Here is a 19,732-nt window from a genome sequence, read left to right as displayed (position 1 = left end):
CAACGGCCTCGGCCGGCGAGATGGTGTTGCGCGTCCTGCGGGTGGGGTTGCACGTAGGCTTCGCCGCACTGCTGGGTGTCGGGCTGGTGCGCGTGCTGCTTTCCGAAACGACGATGCCCCGGCGGATCACCGCCGTCGCCCTCACCGCCTTGCTGGCCGCGCTGTACCTGGCCGGGACCATCGCGGAGAAGCGGCATGCCGCCGGACGGGCGCCAAGCACGGTGCGCTGGGCACCCTGGTGGCTTGCGGGGGTCGTGCTGCTGTGGCTCGTGCTGCTCTACCTGCACGCCGACTACTCCTGGCTGGCGTTCCCGCTCTTCTTCCTGCACCTGCACATCCTGGGCCAGCGCCATTCGCTCGTCGCTGTCGCGTTGCTGACCGCCGCGGTCGTGGCCGCCGGCTGGTACCACTCCGGCTCCCTCGCCCTGCCCCAGATCCTGGGACCGGTGGTCGGCGCGATCTTCGCCGTCGTCATGGGCATGGCCTACCGGGCGCTGTACACCGAGGGCGTGAACCAGCGCCTGGCGCTGGACGAATTGCGGGCCACCCGGGCGGCGCTCGCCGAGGAGCAGCACCGTGCCGGGACCCTGGCCGAACGCACCCGGCTGGCCCGTGAAATCCACGACACCCTGGCCCAGGGACTCTCCAGCATCGTGCTGGTCTCCCGCTCCGCCTCCGCGGCCCTGGCGGCGGGGGACACCGCGGCCGCGGCAGAACGGCTCGAAACCATCGGAACCACCGCGTCCGAGAACCTCGCCGAGGCCCGCGACTTCGTGGCGGATTTGTCCACGGCCGGCGACGGCGCCCAGTCCCTGGCCGGCAAGCTGCGCCGGCTCTGTGCCTCCACCCAGCGCACCGCCGCCGCTGCCGGCCACGGGTTCGACGTCGCCTTCCGGCAGGACGGCACCGCCACCGCCCTGCCGGCCCAGGTGTCCGCAGCGCTGACCAGGGCCGCGCAGTCCGGGCTGGCGAACGTCGCGGCCCACGCGCATGCCAGGCGCGCGGTCCTCAGCCTCGGGTACCTGCCCGATGCCGTCACCCTGGATATCTTCGACGACGGCGACGGCATGGACACCGGCGACCTCCCGGCCGGGCCGCGGCCCGACGGCACCGGCTACGGGCTGGCCGGCCTGCGCGAACGCCTGGGACTGCTCGGCGGATCCCTGGAAATCGAATCCGCGCCGGGCGAGGGCACCGTCCTGGCCGTGCGCATCCCGCTCACCACCGCAGAAAGCAGGCCCTGATGCCCACCCTGAAGATCATGCTGGTCGATGACCATCCGGTGGTGCGCGCCGGCCTGCGCGCGGTGCTCACCGAACAGGGCGGGCTCTCGGTGCTGGCCGAGGCGGCGGACGGGGCCGCCGCCCTGGCGCAGCTGGAGCGGCTGAAGACCCTGGGCCAGCGGGTTGACGTGGTGCTGATGGACCTGCAGATGGACGGCATGGACGGGGTCGCCGCGACGGCACGCATCCGCGCGATCGGCGGCCCGCCGGTGTTGATCCTGACCACCTACGACTCGGATGCGGACATCCGGGCGGCACTGGACGCGGGGGCCGCCGGCTACCTGCTCAAGGACGCCCCGCTGCCCGAGGTGCTGGCGGCCGTCGAGGCGGCGGCGGCCGGGGAACAGGTGCTCTCGGCGGACATCGCCGCGCGGGTGACCCCCGAGGCACGCGCCAACTCCACGGACTTGAGCCCGCGCGAGCTCGAGTTGCTGCAGCTGCTGGCCCGCGGGCGGAGCAACAAGGAAATCGCCGCGGAACTGTTCATTTCCCAGTCCACGGTCAAGACGCACCTGATCCACATCTACGACAAGCTCGGGGTGGACAACCGCACCGCGGCGATCGACAGGGCGCGGGGCATCAGGCTCATCCGCTAGCCGGCCGCGGCGGACCCCGCGCGCAGCGCCTCCAGCATGAGCGGCTCCATCTTGTCGCGCAGGTGGTGGTTTCCCTCCACCGTGGGGTGCAGGCCGTCGGGCCCCACGAACCGGTCGAGGTCCTCGACGAGCCAGCCCTCGGCTATGGGGTCGACGAAGCGTGCCCCGGCGGCCAGCGCCTGGCGCTTGACCAGGTCCCTGACGGCCAGGCGCCTGGCCTCGGGCAGGGCGCTGTAGGCCGGCGGCCCGACCACCAGCAGGGTGGCCTGCGGGGCCCGCTGCCTGGCCGCCGCATAGATTTCCGCGACGGCCGGCTCCAGCGCCGCGGGGTCGTGGTGCAGGTCGTTGACCGAGCCGAAGAACATCACGAGCTCGGCCTCCGGTGTCACCGCCTGCTCCACCTGCCACGCGAAGGTGGTGCCGGTGAGGCCGACGTTCAGGTATCCGCTCCCGTTTTGTGCGCTGTTGCGGATCTCCAGCGGCGGGGCATCGTCCCGGGGCGAGGTGGCGATGAGGTTCGGCCACCCGTGCTGCGGCCCGGTGCCAAATCCGGTGCTCAGCGAATCCCCAATGACCACTACCTGCTGGCGCACCGCGTTCGGGGACGCCGAAGGGCTTTCCGCGGACGGTCTGTCGGGCCCGACTGCCTGGCAGCCGGTGAGGACCAGTGCCGCGCACAGCACCAGCAGGCCGCGAGCCGCCGTGCCGTGCCTGTTCTTTCGCCGGGCCATGAACTTTTCCTTTCCTCGGCTGGTGGAGTCCCCGGCTCCGCGCCCGCGATGAGTCACTTCAGTCCTCCTGGCAATATTCTTCCCGGGCCAAGGCCGTGGGGGAACCAACCGGCTCCTCGGGAGCCAGGGAGCAGTCGAGGATGCCGGACTCGAGGTTGGTCCAAGTGCGGAGCCTTCCGAGCGCCTCTTGGCTCCCGCATGTCAAGGTGAACGGCAGGCTTGCCTCCTCGACGGCACGGTAGGTCACGATCCTTCCCGGTCCTTCGACGTCTTGGAAGGTCGTTGTCAGCGAATCAACCCCAGCCAGGAACCCGTCTGCGGGAAAGCCGGTGTCCTCGCTGATCCGCTCGGTGAAGCGTGCAATGTTTTGCGGGCCTCCGTCATCGAAGGTGACGACCGGGGTGTGGTTTCCGTCCAGGAGCGAGGTGTCGGAGATGCCTCCGGGTTCCGTGTCCACCGCCATGGCAGCGAAAATCTTCCAGCCCTCGATGAGAACCTCACCGGCCGTGGCGACGGGATCCTGGCAGTTCTCCCAACCGAGGGTAGTCGCGGAGGCCGATTGCCTGGGTGCGGGGACCGGGGGGTTCTGGATCGGCACAGGTTCGGGCGAATCCAGCGGGACACACCCGGCAAGCAGCAGGGCCGTTGCCGCCATCGTTGAAACGCCCAGGGCACGCCTTGCCGTGCCGCAAACAGTTGCCTTCACCGATATTCCCCCTGATGTTGCTCTTTGGCCCCAACCTATATCGTGGTTGCGCTCGAACCCCGCAAGGATCCTCAGCGCGCCGGTGGTGCGTTCCCGTCCCCGGGCTGTACCCAGTGTCCCGGTGCTGCGAGCGCCGGCGCCGGCGCGGGCGGGACGCTGAGTCGCTGGATCTTGCGCTTGTTGGCCAACCGCACGATGACCAGGACGAACACGATGGTGGTGGCCATCGACGCGAGCAGGCTGGGCAGGTCGCTTTCGGTGACGCTGACATCGACCAGGCCGACGGCGCCGAGTGCGAAGATGACGGAGTTGTTGACCACGTGCAGGGCGATGGCGGCCTCCAGCCCGCCGGTGCGCCACGTGAGCCAGCCGGCGGCCAGGGCAAAGAAGCCCACATCCAACTGCCCGTAGATGTCATAGGCGTGGCCCAGGACAAAGAGCGGGATGGGCAGCAGGATGGCGAAGGCCGGGTGGCGCAGCCAGCCGCCCACCAACTGCATCAGGTACCCGCGGAACACGTATTCCTCCGCGGTGGCCTGGAACGGCACCAGCAGGAGGGTCAGCCCTAGCAGGAGCCACATGTCCGGGGCGCCGAGATCGGGCGCGAAGGGATGGCCGGAAAGGGTCTCGATGAGAAAGCCGATGCCGAAACTGAGCGCCAGGACCCCGAGGGCCACCGCTGCACACTCTCCCAGCCAGCGCCAGCGCATGCGCCCGGCCACCGAGGTCAGGGAACCGACCTTTTGGACGTTCATCATCCGGGTGGCCAGGAGGATCACCGGCAGCATCAGGATCAGCGAGACCATGGAGATGACAAACACGAACGGGTCGGACATGTCGACCGAATCAATGGAGATCATGGACTCGTCGACTGCGCTTTCCAGCTCCGGATTGGCCAGGGTCGCGGCCAGGAAAACGATCGCGGCCAGGAAAATCAGGGCCAGGTACAGCCCCAGGGCGATGAGCCCCACCATCACCGGCTTCCACCAGCGGTAGGCGGAGTAGGTGCGTGCCATGCGGTGGAAGGGCAAGGGCTCGGCCGGGGGCGGGGGCACCGGAACCCACGCGGCCGGGTACTGGCCGGGAGCCGGGGGCTGGTGCGGCGGCGGAATCGTGTTCATGCCACCATTCTGTCTCACCGGGGGTCCAGGGCGCCTCGCCAATTGGGAGGATCTTTCCGTGGCCGGGAAGGCGGTCCCACGTGGTCCTTTCGGTCGATACCGGCCCTCGGGCCCCGCCGGTAACGTTAAGCCCATGACCACCGCACACGAACCGGCCGCCCCGCGCACCCGACTGCGCCGGTTCCTGTCCGAGGCCTGGCGCGTCGGTCTGGGCCTCGTGCTCGGATTCGTCTTCTTTGCCTTCGTCTACGAATCCTATTCGCCGGACTCCGAGGCGGACATGGACGCGGTGGGCCTGCTGGTGGGGCTGGACATGCTGTGCGGACTGGCAGCCCTTCTGCTCTATCCCTTCCGCCACCGCTTCCCGGTGCCCATCGCGGCGGCCCTGGTGCTGCTCTCGATTCCGTCCTCCATCGGCGCGGGGTTCACCATGCTGGGCGTGGTTTCCCTGGCCACTCGGCGCAGGCCCTGGGAGATCGCCGGCATTTCGGCGTTGTTCCTGGCCGCCGTGCCACTGGGGGATTACCTGGTGGGTGCCGAGCTGGTGACCGAAGACGACACGACCACTTGGTGGCAAGTGGGCATCGTGGCACTGGTCATGGTCGGGTTGATGGTGCTTTTGGGGATGTACATCGGGGGACGGCGGCAGCTCGCCGTTTCCCTGCGCCGGCAGTTGCACAGTGCCGAGCGTGAACGGGAGGCACAGCTCCACGCGGCCAAGGCCGACGAGCGCACCCGCATTGCGCGCGAAATGCACGACGTCCTGGCCCACCGGCTCTCGCTGGTCGCCCTGCACTCCGGGGCGCTGGAATTCCGCAGCGACCTGACGCCGGAGCAAACGAGGCAGACGGCCGGAGTCATTCGCGAAAACTCCCACCTGGCCCTGGGCGAGCTGCGCGAGGTGCTGGGCATGCTGCGCGACCCCAACACGCTCTTTGACGGCGAGCTGGCCAGGCCGCAGCCGAACCTCGGGCAGCTGCAGGAAATCCTGGAGGCGAGCCGGGCGGTGGGCACCGCGGTCCAGCTGGTCATGGAACCGCAGGCGCGGGATCGCCTGGACGCCCTGTCCGAGGCCACCGGGCGCCACCTGTACCGGATCGTCCAGGAGGCGCTGACCAACGCCCGCCGGCACGCGCCCGGGCAAGATGTCAGGCTGGAGATCGGGGGCCACGCGGAGGAGCGGCTTTCCCTGCGCGCCTCCAACAGGCTGGCCGAGGTGCCGCCACCGGCCCCGGGTGCAGGGGCCCTGCCCGGCTCCGGGCTGGGATTGACCGGCCTGGCCGAGAGGGTGCGGCTGGCCGGCGGGGAACTGCAGATTGATCCGGGAAGCAAGGGAGAATTTGTGCTGAAGGTGTGGCTGCCATGGGGACGATAGGCGAATCGGTTCGCATCGTGCTGGTCGATGACGAGAACCTGGTCCGCGCCGGCTTGCGCATGATCCTCGAATCCGACCCGCGCATCGAGGTCGTGGGCGAATGCGCCGACGGCCGTTCGGCGGTGTCCCTGGTCGGGAAACTGGCGCCGGACCTGGTGCTCATGGACATCCGCATGCCGGTCATGGACGGGCTGGCCGCCAGCGAGGAGATCCTGCAGGCCGACCCGGGGCAAAAGATCCTGGTCCTGACCACCTTCAACACCGATGACATGGTGCTTTCGGCGCTCAGGATGGGAGCCAGCGGGTTCCTGCTCAAGGACACGCCGCCGGCCGAGCTCATGGAGGCCATCAACCAGGTCGCCGCCGGGCGCACCATGCTCTCGGAAACGGTGACCAGGCAGCTCATTGCCGTCGCCGGCTCGCGGCCGGAATCCACGCGGCGCAACGCCGCACTCGAACGGCTCGCCGTGCTCACCGAGCGGGAACGCGAGATCGCCGCGGCGATGGCGCGCGGCAGCTCCAACCAGGAAATCGCCGAGGAGCTGTTCATCTCCCTGGCAACCGTGAAAACCCACATCGGGAGGGTGCTGGAAAAGCTCGACGCGGACAACCGCGTGCAGGTGGCGCTCTGCGTCTTCGAGTCGGAGGCCCGCTAGCGTCCCCCGGCTAAAGCACGGGAAGGGCGTAGTGGTCGGCGATCAGCTCCACGGTCCGGGTCTGGGCCTGGCGCGAGTGGCCGCCGACCACGAGCATCACTTCGTCGACACCCGTCTGCCGGTGGAGCAGCTCCAGGCCCTGGGCCACGTCCGCGGCGGTGCCGTGCAGCGTGCGGTCGGTCCATTCCTCGAGGATCGCGCGCTCGTGCTCGTTGGCCGGGTAGGCCTCGACCTCGTCCGGCGGCAGCAGGGCAAAGGGCTTGCGCTGGAACATGCGCATCATCGCCATCGCCGTGGACGTCGCCTGGCGGCGCGCCTCGGCCGGGTCGTTGTCGGCGATCGCGCCCACGCTGACCAGGCTGTACGGCTCGCCCAGCAGCTCCGAGGGCTGGAAATTCTCGCGGTAGAGCCGCATGGCCGTGACGACGTCGGCGCTGCCGAACTGCAGGGCGAAGGCGTAGGGGCGGCCCAGCTGGCCCGCCAGCTGCGCCGAGTACGGGGACGAGCCCAGGATCCAGACCTCGGGATTCGTCTCGGGCCGCGGCACCCGGTTCTGTTCCGCGGGCCAGGGACCCGGCACGGCGTGGACATCTTGGTACGGGTGTCCCTGCGGGAAGTCGTCGTCGATGAAGCCGAGCAGTTCCAGCACCTGCTGGGGAAAGTCGTCATTGGCGTTGTGGCGCCGTCGCAGCGCCGCCGCCGTCTGCCCGTCGGTTCCCGGCGCGCGGCCCAGGCCGAGGTCGATGCGTCCCGGGGCGAGCGACTCGAGCATGCCGAACTGTTCGGCGATCACCAAGGGCGCGTGGTTGGGCAGCATCACGCCGCCGGCACCGAGGCGGATCCGCTGCGTCTCGCCGGTCAGGCGAGCGACCATCAACTGGGGCGAGGAGGTCACGGCACCGGGCATGGCGTGGTGTTCGGACATCCAGAAGCGCTCGAAACCGCGCTTCTCGGCCAACTGCGCGAGCGCGATGATTTCCCCGAAGGTCTCCTGTGCCGTGTGCCCCACCCCGGTGATGGCATTGTCGAGCACCGAAAGGACGAAGGGCGCGTGGCCCAAGGGGCGTGACTGGATCATGGGTTCTCTCTCACTTCTCATGGAAAATATGCAAATTAAGCGTGATTATCAGGCTAGCGTCTTATCACGGAAAAATACAACTGATACCATGAGATCTATGTCAAGGATCCCACTTCCCACTGTTCCCGGCGCCGACGACCACCCGAGCCTCGCCCTGGTCAACAGCGCCGTGAGCCTTCCCGGCGGACACGTGGCGGACGACCTGGGGAGCCCGGCCGAAGCCACCGCGTGGCTCGTGGGGCAACGCCTGGTTCCGGCCGAAACCGCACTGCTCGCCTATTGCCAGGACCAGCTCACGACCCTGCGCGGAAATTTGCGCACCCTCTTCACGGCCCGGGTGGCGGGCGGCGCTCCCGCGCCGGAGGCCGTGGAGAGCGTGAACCGGGCGTTGGTGAAGGTGCCGAGTGCACCGCTGCTGCAGTATGACGCCGGCAGCGGACTCCGCCGGGTCCCACAGCACCCGGTGACCCGGCTGGTCGAACACGCCATGGCCCAGATCGCGGAGGACGCTGCCGCCTTGCTGACCGGCGGCCAGGCCGAGCTGATCGCACAATGCGAGGCCACGTCCTGCGACCGTTTCCTGCTGCGGACGCACGCCCGTCGATGCTGGTGCTCCACCCGCTGCGGCGACCGCGTGCGCGCGGCCCGGGCCTACGCCCGCAAGCTGGAACGGGCCCAGGCCAGCTGACCCCGGACCCGCGTCGGGCGGCGCCAGCGCCGGGGGTTGCCGGTTCCCTGGGGGGATTCCCGTACGCCGGAAGAGTGACTGGGAAATCCGCGAAGATCATCCGCTTGGGCGGCGACCGCACCGACGTTCCTCCGTAACGTTGAAGGCATGATCACAGCAGAGGCATTGACCAAGAACTACGGCACCAAGCGTGCGGTCGACGGCATTTCCTTCACCGTCCAGCCGGGCAAGGTCACGGGATTCCTCGGCCCGAACGGCGCGGGAAAATCCACCACCATGCGCATGGTCGTCGGACTCGACCGGCCCTCCTTCGGCAGCGTCAAGGTGAACGGCCGCAGGTATGCGGAACACCGTGCGCCGCTGCGTGAGGTCGGCGCCCTGCTCGAAGCCAAGTCCGTCCACCGGTCGCGCAGCGCGCGCACCCACCTGCGCGCCCTGGCCGCGACCCACTCGATCCCCAACACGCGCGTCGACGAGGTCATCGAACTCACCGGGCTCGGTGCCGTCGCGACCAAGAAGGTCGGCGGCTTCTCCCTGGGCATGGGCCAGCGCCTGGGCATTGCCGTGGCGCTGCTGGGCGATCCGCAGACCCTGATCCTCGACGAACCTGTCAACGGCCTGGATCCGGAGGGCGTGCTGTGGGTCCGCAACCTCGCCCGCCACCAGGCGGCGCAGGGCAAGACCGTGTTCATCTCCTCCCACCTGATGAGCGAAATGGCATTGACCGCCGACCACCTCATCGTCATCGGCCGCGGCCGCATCATCGCCGATGCGCCGATCGAGCACATCATTGGCGGGGCAAATGTGCCCACCTGCAAGGTCAAGACCGATTCCGCCGAGCAACTCATGAACGGGCTGGCCGCCCACGACGTCCAGTTGACCCGGGTCGACGCCCAAACCATCCAGGTCACCGGCCTCGACGGCCGGGCAATTGCAACCCGTGCGCTGGAACTGCAGATCCTCGTCCACGAGCTCACTCCCGTCCGGCAGTCCCTCGAAGAGGCCTACATGGCCCTGACCCAGGACGAGGTCGAATACCACTCCCACCTCGGCAACGAGCTTGCCGCCACCTCCACCCGAAAGCAGGGCCAGTCATGAGCACCGCAACCATGAAACGACCGCGTTCGGCCGCGCCCGGTGCCGCGGGAGGCGGAAGGCTCACCTTCGCCGGCGTGCTGCGCAGCGAATTCATCAAGTTCTTCTCGCTGCCTTCCACGCTGATCCTGATCCTGTCCACCCTCGTGGTGATGGTGGGAATCGCCGCCCTCAGCGTGTGGGGCGTCGGCGCCTCCCTCAAGGCCATGGGGTCCGACCCGGAAATGGCTGCCCAGATGGGCGACCTCAACGAGCTCACGGCCTCGCTTCCGTCCAGCGGGCTGATCTTTGCCCAGCTGGTCATCGGCGCCATGGCCGTGATGGTGATGAGCTCCGAGTTCGCGACCGGCTCGGCCCGCTCCACCTTCGTGGCGACGCCCACCAGGCAGCCGGTGTTCTGGGCCAAGGCGCTGATGGTCGCCGTCGTTTCGGCGCTCGTTGCCCTGGCCTCGCTCCTTGCGGCGTTCTTCGTGGCCAGGCCGATTGCCGAGAACTACGACCTGCCGCTGGACTTTGCTTCAGAGATGTCCCAGCGCAACCTCTGGTTCGGGGTGCTTTACGTGGTCATGGTGGCGTTGATCGGCCTGGCGCTGGGAACGCTGCTGAGGAACTCGGCCGGCGGCATCGTGGTGCTCGCGGCGCTGTTCTTCGTGCTTCCGCTGGCCGTGGACGGATTGTCGATGGCGGTTTCCTGGTTGGCCGACGCCGCCCGGTTCCTGCCCGACAAGGCCGGAACCGCGCTGATGCAGGTGCCCGGCGCCGCGGGCGCACTGGAGCCCTGGGCCTTGGGCCTTGTGGTCGGGGCCTGGATCGTCCTCCCGCTGGCCGCCGCCGCAATGTTGCTGCAGCGCCGCGATATCTAGAACACGCCCGGCTCGGTAGGCTCAGGGACATGAGTGAAAACACGGCGCCCGCCCCCGGGAACCCGGAGGCGAGCTTTGCCGAGATCTCGGCACAACGCATCGGACCGCTGCGCGCATTCATGCGCCGCCGCCCGGCGCTCGTCGACACCTCCGTGGTGGCGCTCTACTTCCTGATGTCCGCCCCGAGCATCGTCGAGGCGGCGATTTCGGGGCACTGGGCCACCCTGGGCCTGCTCACGGCCACCGGCGCCTCGCTGTTTTTCCGGCGCAGCCGCCCCATGTTCGTGCTGATCGTGGTGATGCTCTTCGACTCCGGCGCGATCCTGTTGGATTCCGAGTACTTCGGCGGAAACATCGGGCTGTGGATCGCCCTGTATGCGGCGTCAACCAAGTATGCCGCGCGGCGCATGTTCGCCCTGACCGCCCTGATCACCGCGCTCCAGGGCCTGGTCTTCGTGACCATGGGGCTGCCGTCGATGTTCACCGACTCGCCCGAGGACCAGGCCGCCCTGGCGGAAATCGGCGGCCTGACCCTCACCATCACGCTGTCGCTGACCTTCCTGCTGGGAACCAATGCGGCCGCGGTGGCCATCGGCGCGGCGGTGCGCAACAACCGGCTTCACGAGGCCGAGCTGGACAACTGGGCCAAGCGGGTCCAAACGCTGGCGCAGCTGCGCGAACGCAACCGCATTGCCCGGGAAATGCACGACGTGGTGGCGCATTCGCTTTCGGTGATGATCGCGCTGTCCGACGGCGCGGCGGTGGTGCTCAAGCGCGACCCCGTGCGGGCCGGGGAGGTCCTCGGCGAGCTGTCCACCACCGGGCGCCGCGCCCTGGGGGACATGCGGCGGGTCATCGGCGTGCTGCGCACCGGCGACGGGGCGTCGCTGGAACCGCAGCCGGCCGGCGGGTCCCTCGAGGAGATGCTGGCGGGATTCCGGGTTGCCGGCCTGCCGCTGCGCTACACCCAGTCCGGTCCCGCGCTGCCGGAGGACGCCACCTTCCAGCTCACCGTCCACCGCATCATCCAGGAATCCCTGACCAATGTGCTGCGCTACGGGCGCAACGTCGGTTCCGTGGAGGTGGCGGTGCACCGGGTGCGCGACGACGTCACCGTGCGGATCCACGACGACGGCACGGACCAGGGAGCCCGTCGCGAGCTCATCGGCTCGGCCCAGGGCATCCGCGGAATGAAGGAGCGGGCCGCGCTCTTCGACGGCACGCTGCGCGCCGGACCCGCCTCCCGCGGCGGCTGGACCGTCGTGGCTAAACTCAAGTTGCCGCAAACGACCCGCTGCCCGCAGGACACTGCGCCGCCGGCGGGCACGCATCCGGCACCCAAGGACCAACACCAAGGATCGTGAACACCAGCATGACCGAAACCACCTCCACCTCCGCGGCCCGCATCGGGGTGCTGCTGGTCGACGACCAGCCGCTGCTGCGCATGGGATTCCGGCTCATCCTTGAGGGCGAGGACGACCTGGAAATCCTCGGGGAAGCCTCCGACGGGGCCGAGGGCGTGCGGCAGGCCCTCAAGCTGAAGCCCGACGTGGTGCTCATGGACGTGCGGATGCCCACCATGGACGGCATCGAGGCCACCGCCCGCATCGTCCGGGAGCTGCCCGAGGCCAGGATCATCATCCTGACCACCTTCGACCTGGACGAATACGCGTTCTCCGGGCTGCAGGCCGGGGCCAGCGCCTTCCTGCTCAAGGACGTCGCGCCCGAGGAGCTGGTGAACGCGGTGCGCCTGGTGGCCTCCGGCGACGCCGTGGTCGCCCCCCGGGTCACGGCCCGGCTGCTGGAAACCTATGTTCGCGACGGCGCCCCGAACCGCTCCACGGCCCCGGTCCCGGAACGCGACCCGCTGCTGGGGGACCTGACCCCGCGTGAGCTGGAGGTGCTCGGCGCCATGGCCGAGGGCCTGTCCAATGCCGAGATCGCGCACCGTTTCTTCCTCTCCGAGGCCACGGTGAAGACCCACGTGCGCCGGATCCTGACCAAGCTGCACCTGCGCGACCGCGTGCAGGCAGTGGTCTACGCGTACGAAACCGGGCTGGTCATTCCCAGCCAGGGGCTGGACTACTAGGGAGGCATGCCCATGAATTCCGAATTCCTGCGCAGCCCCTGGCTGCTGCTGGCGGTGGTGCTGGGGGTCCTCGGCGCCTTCCTGCTCACGCTCTTCGCCCTGCCCGTCCCCGGGTGGGCTAGCATCGTGCTGGGGGTCGGGGCGCTCGTGGTGGCCCTGGTCCGCACCCACGCCTAGGCGCCCCCGCCCGCATCCACGCCCGTCAGTCCACGAGCCAAGGAAACACGCATGTCCAGCGCAGCACTCGAGCACATCAACGACCTTTCCGCCTTCGTCGCGGCGTCCCCCTCCTCCTTCCACGCCGCCGCGGAGGCGGCCCGCCGACTGGCCGCCGCGGGCTTCACCGAGCTGCTCGAGACCGAGGCCTGGGAGCCGGCGGCGGGCGGGCACTTCGTGATCCGCGACGGCGCGATCATTGCCTGGGTGCAGCCCGAGGACGCGACCGCCACGACGGGTTTCCACATCGTGGGCTCGCACACCGACTCGCCCTCCTTCAAGCTCAAGCCCAAGCCCACCACCGGCGCGCACGGCTGGCTGCAGGCCGGCGTGGAGGTCTACGGTGGCCCGCTGCTGAACTCCTGGCTTGACCGCGAGCTGCTGCTCGCCGGGCGCCTGGTGCTGCTCGACGGCACCGAGGTGCTGGCGCGCACCGCACCGATGCTGCGCTTCCCGCAGCTGGCCATCCACCTGGACCGCGCCGTGAACGACGGGCTCGCGCTGGACAAGCAGCAACACATGAACCCGGTGTGGGGGATCGGGGACCCGGGCCAGGGGGACGTGCTGGCGGTGCTGGCCGAGGCGGCCGGCGTGGACGCCGCGGAGATCGGCGGCTACGACGTGGTCGTTGCCGATGCGCAGCGCGGTGAGGTGTTCGGCGGCTCGGGCGAGTTCTTCGCCTCCGGACGCCTGGACAACCTCTCCTCGGTGCACGCCTCGCTCACCGCCCTGGTGCACCACGCGGCCCTGGGAAGTGGCGAGCACATTGCGGTGCTGGCGGCCTTCGACCACGAGGAAATCGGCTCGGCCTCCCGCTCCGGTGCCTCCGGCCCGTTCCTCCAGGACGTCCTCGAGCGCATCGGGCACGGGCTGGGCGCCACGCTGCAGGACCGCAACCGCGCCTACGCCGACTCGGTCTGCCTGTCGGCCGACGCAGGGCACTCGGTGCACCCGAACTATCCCGGGCGCCACGACCCGGCCAACCGCCCGCTGCTGGGTGCCGGGCCGCTGCTGAAGATCAACGCGAACCAGCGCTATGCCACAGACGCGGTGGGCGCGGCGCTCTTTGCCCGGCTCTGCGCCACCGCCGATGTCCCGTACCAGGAGTTCGTGTCCAACAACCAGATGCCCTGCGGGTCGACCATCGGCCCGCTGACCGCCACCCGGCTGGGCATCCGCACCGTGGATGTGGGCATCCCGCTGCTGTCGATGCACTCGGCACGCGAAATGTGCGGCGTTGCGGATCCGCTGCGCCTGGCCAGGATCTCCGAGGCGTTCTTCGCCGCCTGAGAATTCCCCGGGAATCGCGCGGTTAACACCGGGCGGTTACCCGCCGTTAACCGGTACGTGCTTTGCTCGCGGACATGATTGCCGACCCGAAGCCACCACGCCGTTTCCTGCCCGAGGTCCAGTCGCTGCGTGCCGTCGCGGTGCTGCTGGTGGTCGCCTACCACCTGGAGCCCCGCATGGTCCCGGGCGGCTTCGTCGGGGTCGACGTGTTCTTCGCGATCTCCGGGTTCCTGATCACCGGGCACCTGCTGCGCGAGGTGCGCAGGACCGGGCGCATCGACCTTCCCGGCTTCTGGGCCGCGCGGGTGCGCCGGATCCTGCCCGCCGCGTTTGCCGTGATCCTCGCGGTGCTGGCCGCGACGCTGGCCTTCCTGCCCGCCACGCAGTGGAAAACCGTGGGCACCGCGGCCCTGGCCTCCGCATTCTCGGTGGAAAACTGGGTTCTGGCGGCCAACGCGGTCGACTACCTTGCCGCCGAGGAAGAGCCCACCGCGCTGCAGCATTTCTGGTCCCTCGGCGTCGAGGAACAGTTCTATCTCTTCTGGCCGCTGCTGGTGCTGCTGGCCGTGTGGCTGGCCCGCAGGCGGGCCGGGACCCGCGGGCGCGTGGGCCGGCGCGAATCGGGCGGCGGGCTTCCACGCACCACGCTCCTGCTGGTCTTCGGTACGGTTGTCCTCGCCTCCCTGGCCTACTCGATGGTGCTGGTTGCCGCCGGGAACCCCGCCGCCTACTTCATCACCCCCGCCCGCGTCTGGGAAATGGCCGCCGGCGGCCTGCTGGCGCTGCTGCTCGCCGAGCCGGAAACCGGCAGCGAGCCCCGCGGCCGCTGGCTCGCGCTGCCCGGCGTGCGGACCGCGCTGGCCTGGGGCGGCTTCGCCGCAATCGCTGCCGCCGCCTTCGGCTTTGATCCAAAGACCCCCTTCCCCGGCCTGTCGGCGGCACTGCCGGTGGCCGGAACCCTGGCGGTGATCCTGGCCGGGGAGACCCGCGGCGCCCTAGCCCCGCAGAAACTCCTGGAACTGCCCGCTGTGCAATGGGTGGGCAACGTGTCCTATTCGCTGTACCTGTGGCACTGGCCCGCACTCACGTTCTTCCTGGTCCTCGCCGGCCGCGAGCCGGGTCCCGCCCAGAGCATCGGGCTGCTGGTGCTCTCGCTGCTCCTGGCCTGGGCCAGCTACCGCTGGATCGAGACCCCGGTGCGCACCCTGGCCCCGCTGGCCGCCTCGAATTGGCGGGCCCTGGGTGCAGGGGCCGCCGCCCTGGTGCTGGTCGCCGCGCTGGCGGTGGCCCCCGGAACCCTGGCCGAGCGCGGCATCGCGGCCCAGGAGCGCGCCGCCGCGACCCTGCTGGCCTCCCCGCCGCCCGGTTTCGGCGCCGCCTCGGTCCCCGCCGGGGCACCGGCCTACCTGGAGGGCGTGCGACAGATCGTCCCGCTGCCCGCCGAGGCCGGGGCCGACTTGCCTGACCTTGGCGATTGCGTGCAGAAACCCAAATCGCCAGTCACCGTCGAATGCGCCAAGGGCGTGAAGGACGGGAAACTGACGATTGCCTTGGTGGGGGACTCGCACGCCACGCACTGGTACGAGGCGATGGAGGCCACCGCCAAGAAAAACGACTGGACGCTGCTGACCTACCTGAAGAACTCCTGCCCCTTCAGCGCCACCAAGCGCATCGCCGAGGCCGACGGCAGCATTTCCTGCCACCAGGCCAACAAGGACACGCTCAAGCGGATCCTGGCCCGTGGGGACGTGGATGCGGTGGTGACCAGCCATTGGGCCGGAGCCGCCTTCGAGAAGGGCGCCGCCGAGGGATTCGCGGACTATTGGGGCCAGCTGGAGGACGCCGGCATCCAGGTCTATCCGATCATCGACACCCCGCGCCCTGGGACCAAGGCCTACGCGCGGGACTGCGTGGCAAAAAATCCCGAGGAACTCGAAACCTGCGGGGCCCCGGAGTCACGGGCCTTCGAGGCCAACGACTACACGCTGGCCGCTGCCAAGCGCGAGCCGCGCACGGAGGTGCTGGATTTCTCCGACCAGTTCTGCGCCGACGGCTTCTGCCCCGCAGTCATCGGGAACGTCCTGGTGTACCGGGACAAGCACCACGTCTCGGACACCTATATCCGCACGCTCGCCCCGGTCTTCGGCGACAGGCTCGTGGATCGGCTGCGCGCCGACGGGCTCATGGAAGCCGCGCGGTGAGCCCCGTGATACACCGCACCCGGCCCAGTCGGGTGCGGCGGTGATTTTCCGCTAGAATGGTTGAGGCTGTTTCTGCCGCGCCCGGCAATCGGGTTGTGGCGACAGCAAATGCAAAGAACCTCCTGTTGCGGAAATGCCGTGACCGTTTAGCCCAAAGGAGGTGGGTTCACATGCGTGCTTATGAATTGATGGTGCTGATCGACCCCGAGGTCGACGAGCGAACCGTTGAACCGACCCTCGGTAAGTTCCTCGATGTTGTCCGTAACGATGGTGGAACCATCGAGAACGTTGACATCTGGGGCCGTCGCCGCCTGGCCTACGACATTCAGAAGAAGAATGAGGCCATTTACGCGGTAGTTAACTTCACCGCTACCCCCGCTACTTCCGCAGAGCTTGATCGCCAGCTGGGCCTCAATGAGACCATCATGCGCACCAAGATCACCCGCCCGGAAGAGGCAAAGGTCGTAGCAGAGTAATTCTGCTGTCCGATCTTCGTAGAACAACACTTTAGGAGGCTCCAATGGCAGGCGAGACAGTCATTACGGTTATTGGTAATTTGACCGCTGACCCGGAACTGCGTTTCACCCCGTCAGGATCGGCAGTGGCGAACTTCACCATTGCTTCGACCCCGCGAACCTTCGACCGCCAGACCAATGAATGGAAGGACGGCGACACGCTGTTCCTCCGTGCGTCGGTGTGGCGAGAGGCGGCCGAAAACGTCGCCGAGACGTTGACCAAGGGCATGCGCGTCATCGCCCAGGGTCGTCTCAAGTCGCGTTCCTACGAAACCAAGGAAGGCGAAAAGCGTAACGTCACCGAGCTTGAGGTCGATGAAATCGGCCCGTCGCTGCGTTACGCCTCCGCAAAGGTCACCCGCACCCAGCGCTCCGGCGGTGGCAGTGGTGGTGGCTTTGGTGGCCAGCAGAACGCGGGCGCAAATGCCGGCGGGTTTGCCGGCGGCAACCAAGGCGGCGGCGGTGGATTCGGTGGCGGCAACGCCGGCGGAAACTCCGGCGGCGGCTGGAATGCACCGGCCAACGATCCATGGGGTGCTCCTGCCGGAGGAAACAACGGCGGATGGGGCAACCCGGGTTCCGACGAACCACCTTTCTAAACAAATTTATTCACCATCCCGCAGAAAATTCTGCGGGCTCCACCTGATAAAGGAGCTCCACGATGGCTAAGGCTGAACTCCGTAAGCCCAAACCAAAGTCCAACCCCTTGAAGGCCGCTGACATCACTGTCATCGACTACAAGGACGTAGCATTGCTGCGCAAGTTCATTTCCGATCGCGGAAAGATCCGTGCCCGTCGCGTTACCGGTGTTTCCGTACAGGAACAGCGCAAGATCGCACAGGCCATCAAGAACGCGCGCGAAGTGGCATTGCTGCCTTACTCCGGCGCTGGCCGCGGCTAAGGAAGGTATACCAACATGGCAAAGCTCATTCTGACCCACGAAGTTACCGGCCTCGGCGCCGCAGGCGACATCGTCGAGGTGAAGGATGGTTACGCACGTAACTACCTTCTCCCGCGCGCCTTCGCCATCACCTGGACCAAGGGCGGTGAGAAGCAGGTTGAGTCGATCAAGGCCGCCCGTGCTGCTCGCGCCGTTGCGAACCTGGAAGATGCGCAGGCACTTGCTGCTTCGATTTCCGCCAAGCCGGTCAAGCTGACCGTCAAGGCCGGCGCTACCGGTCGCCTCTTCGGCACCGTGAAGACCGACGACATCGCCAAGGCTGTTGCAGCCGCTGGCCTGGGCGCGATCGACAAGCGCAACATCGAGATCAACGACCACATCAAGTCGACGGGTAACTACTCGGCGACCGTGCGTCTGCACACCGATGTCTCCGCAAAGGTTGCACTGCAGGTTGTTGCCGCAAAGAAGTAATTCCTTGCGCACCCGCCGTCTTGATTGACGGCAACCCACTGTGGACCCCGCCAATGGCGGGGTCCACAGTGGGTTAAGGCAAGGTTCCGCTCCCGGGGCTGCGGCGGGCAAAAGGCCGGACTCTGGCGCCGGGGCTCCACGTCAAGTAGTTTTGCCCAGGGGAGCAGCGCCCTCCCGGCGTCGCCCGCCCGGCGATTCCCGGGGAACGGGCAGCGCAACTACCAGGAAGGCACGTTCATGAAGCTGACATTGACGGAGTTCGTAAGTCTCGACGGGGTGTCGCAGGGCCCCGGGTCTCCCGAGGAAGACCCGACCGACGGGTTTACCCAAGGCGGGTGGCTGGTCCCGCACATGGACGAGGCATTCATTGAGCAGGCAGCGCAATGGCTCGGGGAAGCCGACGGGCTGCTGCTTGGCCGTCGCACCTATGAGGCCTTCGCCCGGGATTGGCCGCAGATCACCGACCCGGACGACCCGTTCACGGTGCTCATGAATTCGCTGCCCAAGTACGTTGCATCGCAGACACTGGCCGAGGGAAGCTGGGACCCGACCACGGTTCTCTCCGGCGACATTGCCGCCAGGGTTGCGGAGCTCAAGGCCCGGCCCGGCAGGGAGCTGCAGATCCACGGCAGTGCCCGCCTCGCCGGCTCATTGCTTGCCGAGGGGCTGATTGACGAACTCCGGCTTGTCGTGGCTCCGGTTGTCCTTGGCCGCGGGCGACGCCTCTTCCCCGAGGGCTGCGCGCCGGCCGGGCTGCGTCTTTCGAGCAGCAAGACCACCCCGGGCGGGCTTGCCATCCTGGTCTACCAACGTGCCGGCGAGGCCGCCTATGCGACGTACACGGGGGTCTCGGACGTCGCCTAGGCCGGGAATGTCGCGGCGTCGCAATGGCGGCTTGGTTGCGGATCCGCAGCCCGTGCGGTGCAGGCGTCTTCTTCGGCCGTCCCGAGGGGTCCCGGCGTTCACGTGCGGACAAGGGCCTCTTGACCCTCATGGGCGGGATCGGGGCATATGGTCGCACAATCTTCGATTCTTACGCTTCGTGACTTAGTGTGTCGAAACAAACTTTGACGAGACGTAATTATTTCTTCTAACGTTAGTGATGAATCAAGAGTGTCAACGCAAGGCCCTGGCCCGTTGACCGGCAACCCTCTCACGGTGGTGGGGTGCTCCAGGTGATGATTCGGCCTACCGGGACCCGGGAGGCAAGTACCGCACACCTTGCTGGTTGGCGCGTGGATTGCGCGCACCCGCGAAGGTGGGCCGAAGCCGAAGGATTGAGCATTATGACACTCACCTCTGACCTCACCCCCGATACCCTGCGCAACGTCTTTGCCCAGCACCCCTCGGGCATTGCCGCACTCTGCGCCATCGTGGACGGGCAGCCGCAAGGGATTGTGGCTTCGTCCTTTACGGTTGGCGTGTCCATGGATCCGCCGCTGGTGATGTTCGCGGTCCAGAACACCTCGAAGACGTGGCCGTTGGTGCGCACCAGCGGGCGCATTGGCGTCTCGGTGCTGAGTGAAAAGAACGAGGGCGTGTGCCGACAGATCGCCTCGAAGTCGGGGGACCGTTTTGCCGGGCTTCGCCTTGATTCGACCGACGAGGGTGCGCTCTTCCTGCATGACGCCACCCTGTGGCTCGACTGCTCCATCGAGCAGGAGGTCCCCGCGGGGGACCACCATGTGGTGCTGCTGCGCGTGCACGGCCACCAGACGCACGACAACGCCAACTCGCCGCTGGTGTTCCACGGCTCGGCATTCCGTCGCCTGGATGCCGAACAGCTGGTCTCCTAGGGCACCTGACACGTGGGGGCTCCCGGTCCGCCGCAGCGAATCCTGGATTCGCCGCCGCGGG

Annotated in this window: 22 protein-coding genes and 1 riboswitch; of the genes, 18 read left to right on the top strand and 4 right to left on the bottom strand. The window is 68.2% G+C overall.

Annotation, left to right across the window (positions count from 1 at the left end):
• Window positions 1–20: 20 nt before the first annotated feature.
• Window positions 21–1,244 carry a sensor histidine kinase gene (locus tag AC6CHY_RS15890; protein ID WP_498227378.1) on the top strand — a complete coding sequence of 408 codons (1,224 nt, stop codon included), beginning with the start codon at window positions 21–23 and terminating at the stop codon, window positions 1,242–1,244.
• The gene (locus AC6CHY_RS15885) at window positions 1,244–1,879 is read left to right on the top strand and encodes a response regulator transcription factor (RefSeq protein WP_498227340.1); all 636 of its coding nucleotides are present in this window, start codon (window positions 1,244–1,246) and stop codon (window positions 1,877–1,879) included. Before AC6CHY_RS15890 ends, AC6CHY_RS15885 begins: the two co-directional genes overlap by 1 nt.
• Here the strand turns inward: AC6CHY_RS15885 and AC6CHY_RS15880 are convergent.
• The 3 genes from AC6CHY_RS15880 to AC6CHY_RS15870 all read right to left on the bottom strand — a co-directional run bounded on the left by AC6CHY_RS15880 (window position 1,876) and on the right by AC6CHY_RS15870 (window position 4,437).
• The gene (locus tag AC6CHY_RS15880) at window positions 1,876–2,610 is read right to left on the bottom strand and encodes an SGNH/GDSL hydrolase family protein (protein ID WP_498227339.1); all 735 of its coding nucleotides are present in this window, start codon (window positions 2,608–2,610) and stop codon (window positions 1,876–1,878) included. The two genes, AC6CHY_RS15885 and AC6CHY_RS15880, sit on opposite strands and share 4 nt — an antisense overlap.
• Window positions 2,611–2,668: 58 nt before the next feature.
• The gene (locus AC6CHY_RS15875; protein WP_498227338.1) at window positions 2,669–3,316 is read right to left on the bottom strand and encodes a hypothetical protein; all 648 of its coding nucleotides are present in this window, start codon (window positions 3,314–3,316) and stop codon (window positions 2,669–2,671) included.
• A 71-nt stretch (window positions 3,317–3,387) separates the two neighbouring features.
• Window positions 3,388–4,437: a CPBP family intramembrane glutamic endopeptidase gene (locus AC6CHY_RS15870; RefSeq protein WP_498227337.1), complete on the bottom strand. Its 1,050-nt coding sequence runs from the start codon at window positions 4,435–4,437 to the stop codon at window positions 3,388–3,390.
• 133 nt (window positions 4,438–4,570) lie between these two features.
• Between AC6CHY_RS15870 and AC6CHY_RS15865 the strand changes: the two genes are divergently transcribed.
• Together AC6CHY_RS15865 and AC6CHY_RS15860 are read left to right on the top strand one after the other, a co-directional pair.
• Window positions 4,571–5,812 (top strand): sensor histidine kinase, encoded by a 1,242-nt coding sequence (locus AC6CHY_RS15865; protein WP_498227336.1) that lies wholly within the window; start codon window positions 4,571–4,573, stop codon window positions 5,810–5,812.
• Complete coding sequence (locus AC6CHY_RS15860) at window positions 5,800–6,468, top strand: response regulator (RefSeq protein WP_498227335.1); 669 nt, start codon at window positions 5,800–5,802, stop codon at window positions 6,466–6,468. The genes AC6CHY_RS15865 and AC6CHY_RS15860 overlap by 13 nt, the downstream gene beginning before the upstream one ends.
• Before the next feature lie 10 nt (window positions 6,469–6,478).
• On the opposite strand, the gene AC6CHY_RS15855 is transcribed toward AC6CHY_RS15860, so the two are convergent.
• Window positions 6,479–7,546 (bottom strand): LLM class flavin-dependent oxidoreductase, encoded by a 1,068-nt coding sequence (locus AC6CHY_RS15855; RefSeq protein ID WP_498227334.1) that lies wholly within the window; start codon window positions 7,544–7,546, stop codon window positions 6,479–6,481.
• Between the two features lie 97 nt (window positions 7,547–7,643).
• Between AC6CHY_RS15855 and AC6CHY_RS15850 the strand changes: the two genes are divergently transcribed.
• The 14 genes from AC6CHY_RS15850 to AC6CHY_RS15785 all read left to right on the top strand — a co-directional run bounded on the left by AC6CHY_RS15850 (window position 7,644) and on the right by AC6CHY_RS15785 (window position 19,671).
• Window positions 7,644–8,234 (top strand): CGNR zinc finger domain-containing protein, encoded by a 591-nt coding sequence (locus tag AC6CHY_RS15850; protein WP_498227333.1) that lies wholly within the window; start codon window positions 7,644–7,646, stop codon window positions 8,232–8,234.
• A gap of 147 nt (window positions 8,235–8,381) precedes the next feature.
• Window positions 8,382–9,332, top strand: coding sequence for an ATP-binding cassette domain-containing protein (locus AC6CHY_RS15845; protein ID WP_498227332.1), 951 nt, complete (start codon window positions 8,382–8,384; stop codon window positions 9,330–9,332).
• Window positions 9,329–10,192: an ABC transporter permease gene (locus tag AC6CHY_RS15840; RefSeq protein WP_498227331.1), complete on the top strand. Its 864-nt coding sequence runs from the start codon at window positions 9,329–9,331 to the stop codon at window positions 10,190–10,192. Before AC6CHY_RS15845 ends, AC6CHY_RS15840 begins: the two co-directional genes overlap by 4 nt.
• A gap of 29 nt (window positions 10,193–10,221) precedes the next feature.
• Window positions 10,222–11,556: a sensor histidine kinase gene (locus AC6CHY_RS15835; protein ID WP_498227330.1), complete on the top strand. Its 1,335-nt coding sequence runs from the start codon at window positions 10,222–10,224 to the stop codon at window positions 11,554–11,556.
• Window positions 11,557–11,564: 8 nt separating this feature from the next.
• Entirely contained in the window at window positions 11,565–12,281 is a 717-nt protein-coding gene (locus tag AC6CHY_RS15830; protein ID WP_217390901.1) for a response regulator, read from the top strand.
• Window positions 12,282–12,293: 12 nt separating this feature from the next.
• A complete protein-coding gene (locus AC6CHY_RS15825) occupies window positions 12,294–12,458 on the top strand; it encodes a hypothetical protein (RefSeq protein ID WP_217390900.1) in 165 nt (54 codons plus the stop codon).
• Window positions 12,459–12,509: 51 nt separating this feature from the next.
• Entirely contained in the window at window positions 12,510–13,787 is a 1,278-nt protein-coding gene (locus AC6CHY_RS15820; protein WP_498227329.1) for a M18 family aminopeptidase, read from the top strand.
• A 74-nt stretch (window positions 13,788–13,861) separates the two neighbouring features.
• Window positions 13,862–15,988: an acyltransferase family protein gene (locus tag AC6CHY_RS15815; RefSeq protein WP_498227328.1), complete on the top strand. Its 2,127-nt coding sequence runs from the start codon at window positions 13,862–13,864 to the stop codon at window positions 15,986–15,988.
• 170 nt (window positions 15,989–16,158) lie between these two features.
• A complete protein-coding gene (gene rpsF / locus AC6CHY_RS15810; RefSeq protein WP_071213679.1) occupies window positions 16,159–16,464 on the top strand; it encodes a 30S ribosomal protein S6 in 306 nt (101 codons plus the stop codon).
• A gap of 44 nt (window positions 16,465–16,508) precedes the next feature.
• Window positions 16,509–17,102 carry a single-stranded DNA-binding protein gene (locus AC6CHY_RS15805; protein ID WP_498227327.1) on the top strand — a complete coding sequence of 198 codons (594 nt, stop codon included), beginning with the start codon at window positions 16,509–16,511 and terminating at the stop codon, window positions 17,100–17,102.
• A 62-nt stretch (window positions 17,103–17,164) separates the two neighbouring features.
• A complete protein-coding gene (gene rpsR, locus AC6CHY_RS15800) occupies window positions 17,165–17,404 on the top strand; it encodes a 30S ribosomal protein S18 (protein ID WP_007269381.1) in 240 nt (79 codons plus the stop codon).
• Window positions 17,405–17,419: 15 nt separating this feature from the next.
• The gene (gene rplI / locus AC6CHY_RS15795) at window positions 17,420–17,875 is read left to right on the top strand and encodes a 50S ribosomal protein L9 (protein ID WP_498227326.1); all 456 of its coding nucleotides are present in this window, start codon (window positions 17,420–17,422) and stop codon (window positions 17,873–17,875) included.
• A gap of 237 nt (window positions 17,876–18,112) precedes the next feature.
• Window positions 18,113–18,739, top strand: a complete 627-nt coding sequence (locus AC6CHY_RS15790) for a dihydrofolate reductase family protein (RefSeq protein WP_498227325.1) — start codon at window positions 18,113–18,115, stop codon at window positions 18,737–18,739.
• Between the two features lie 241 nt (window positions 18,740–18,980).
• Window positions 18,981–19,093, top strand: a riboswitch (SAM riboswitch).
• A 68-nt stretch (window positions 19,094–19,161) separates the two neighbouring features.
• Complete coding sequence (locus AC6CHY_RS15785; RefSeq protein ID WP_498227324.1) at window positions 19,162–19,671, top strand: flavin reductase family protein; 510 nt, start codon at window positions 19,162–19,164, stop codon at window positions 19,669–19,671.
• The last annotated feature ends 61 nt before the right edge of the window (window positions 19,672–19,732 follow it).

It is taken from the genome of Paeniglutamicibacter sp. GQ140 (assembly GCF_059759235.1).
This window is presented reverse-complemented; position numbering and strand designations above follow the sequence as displayed.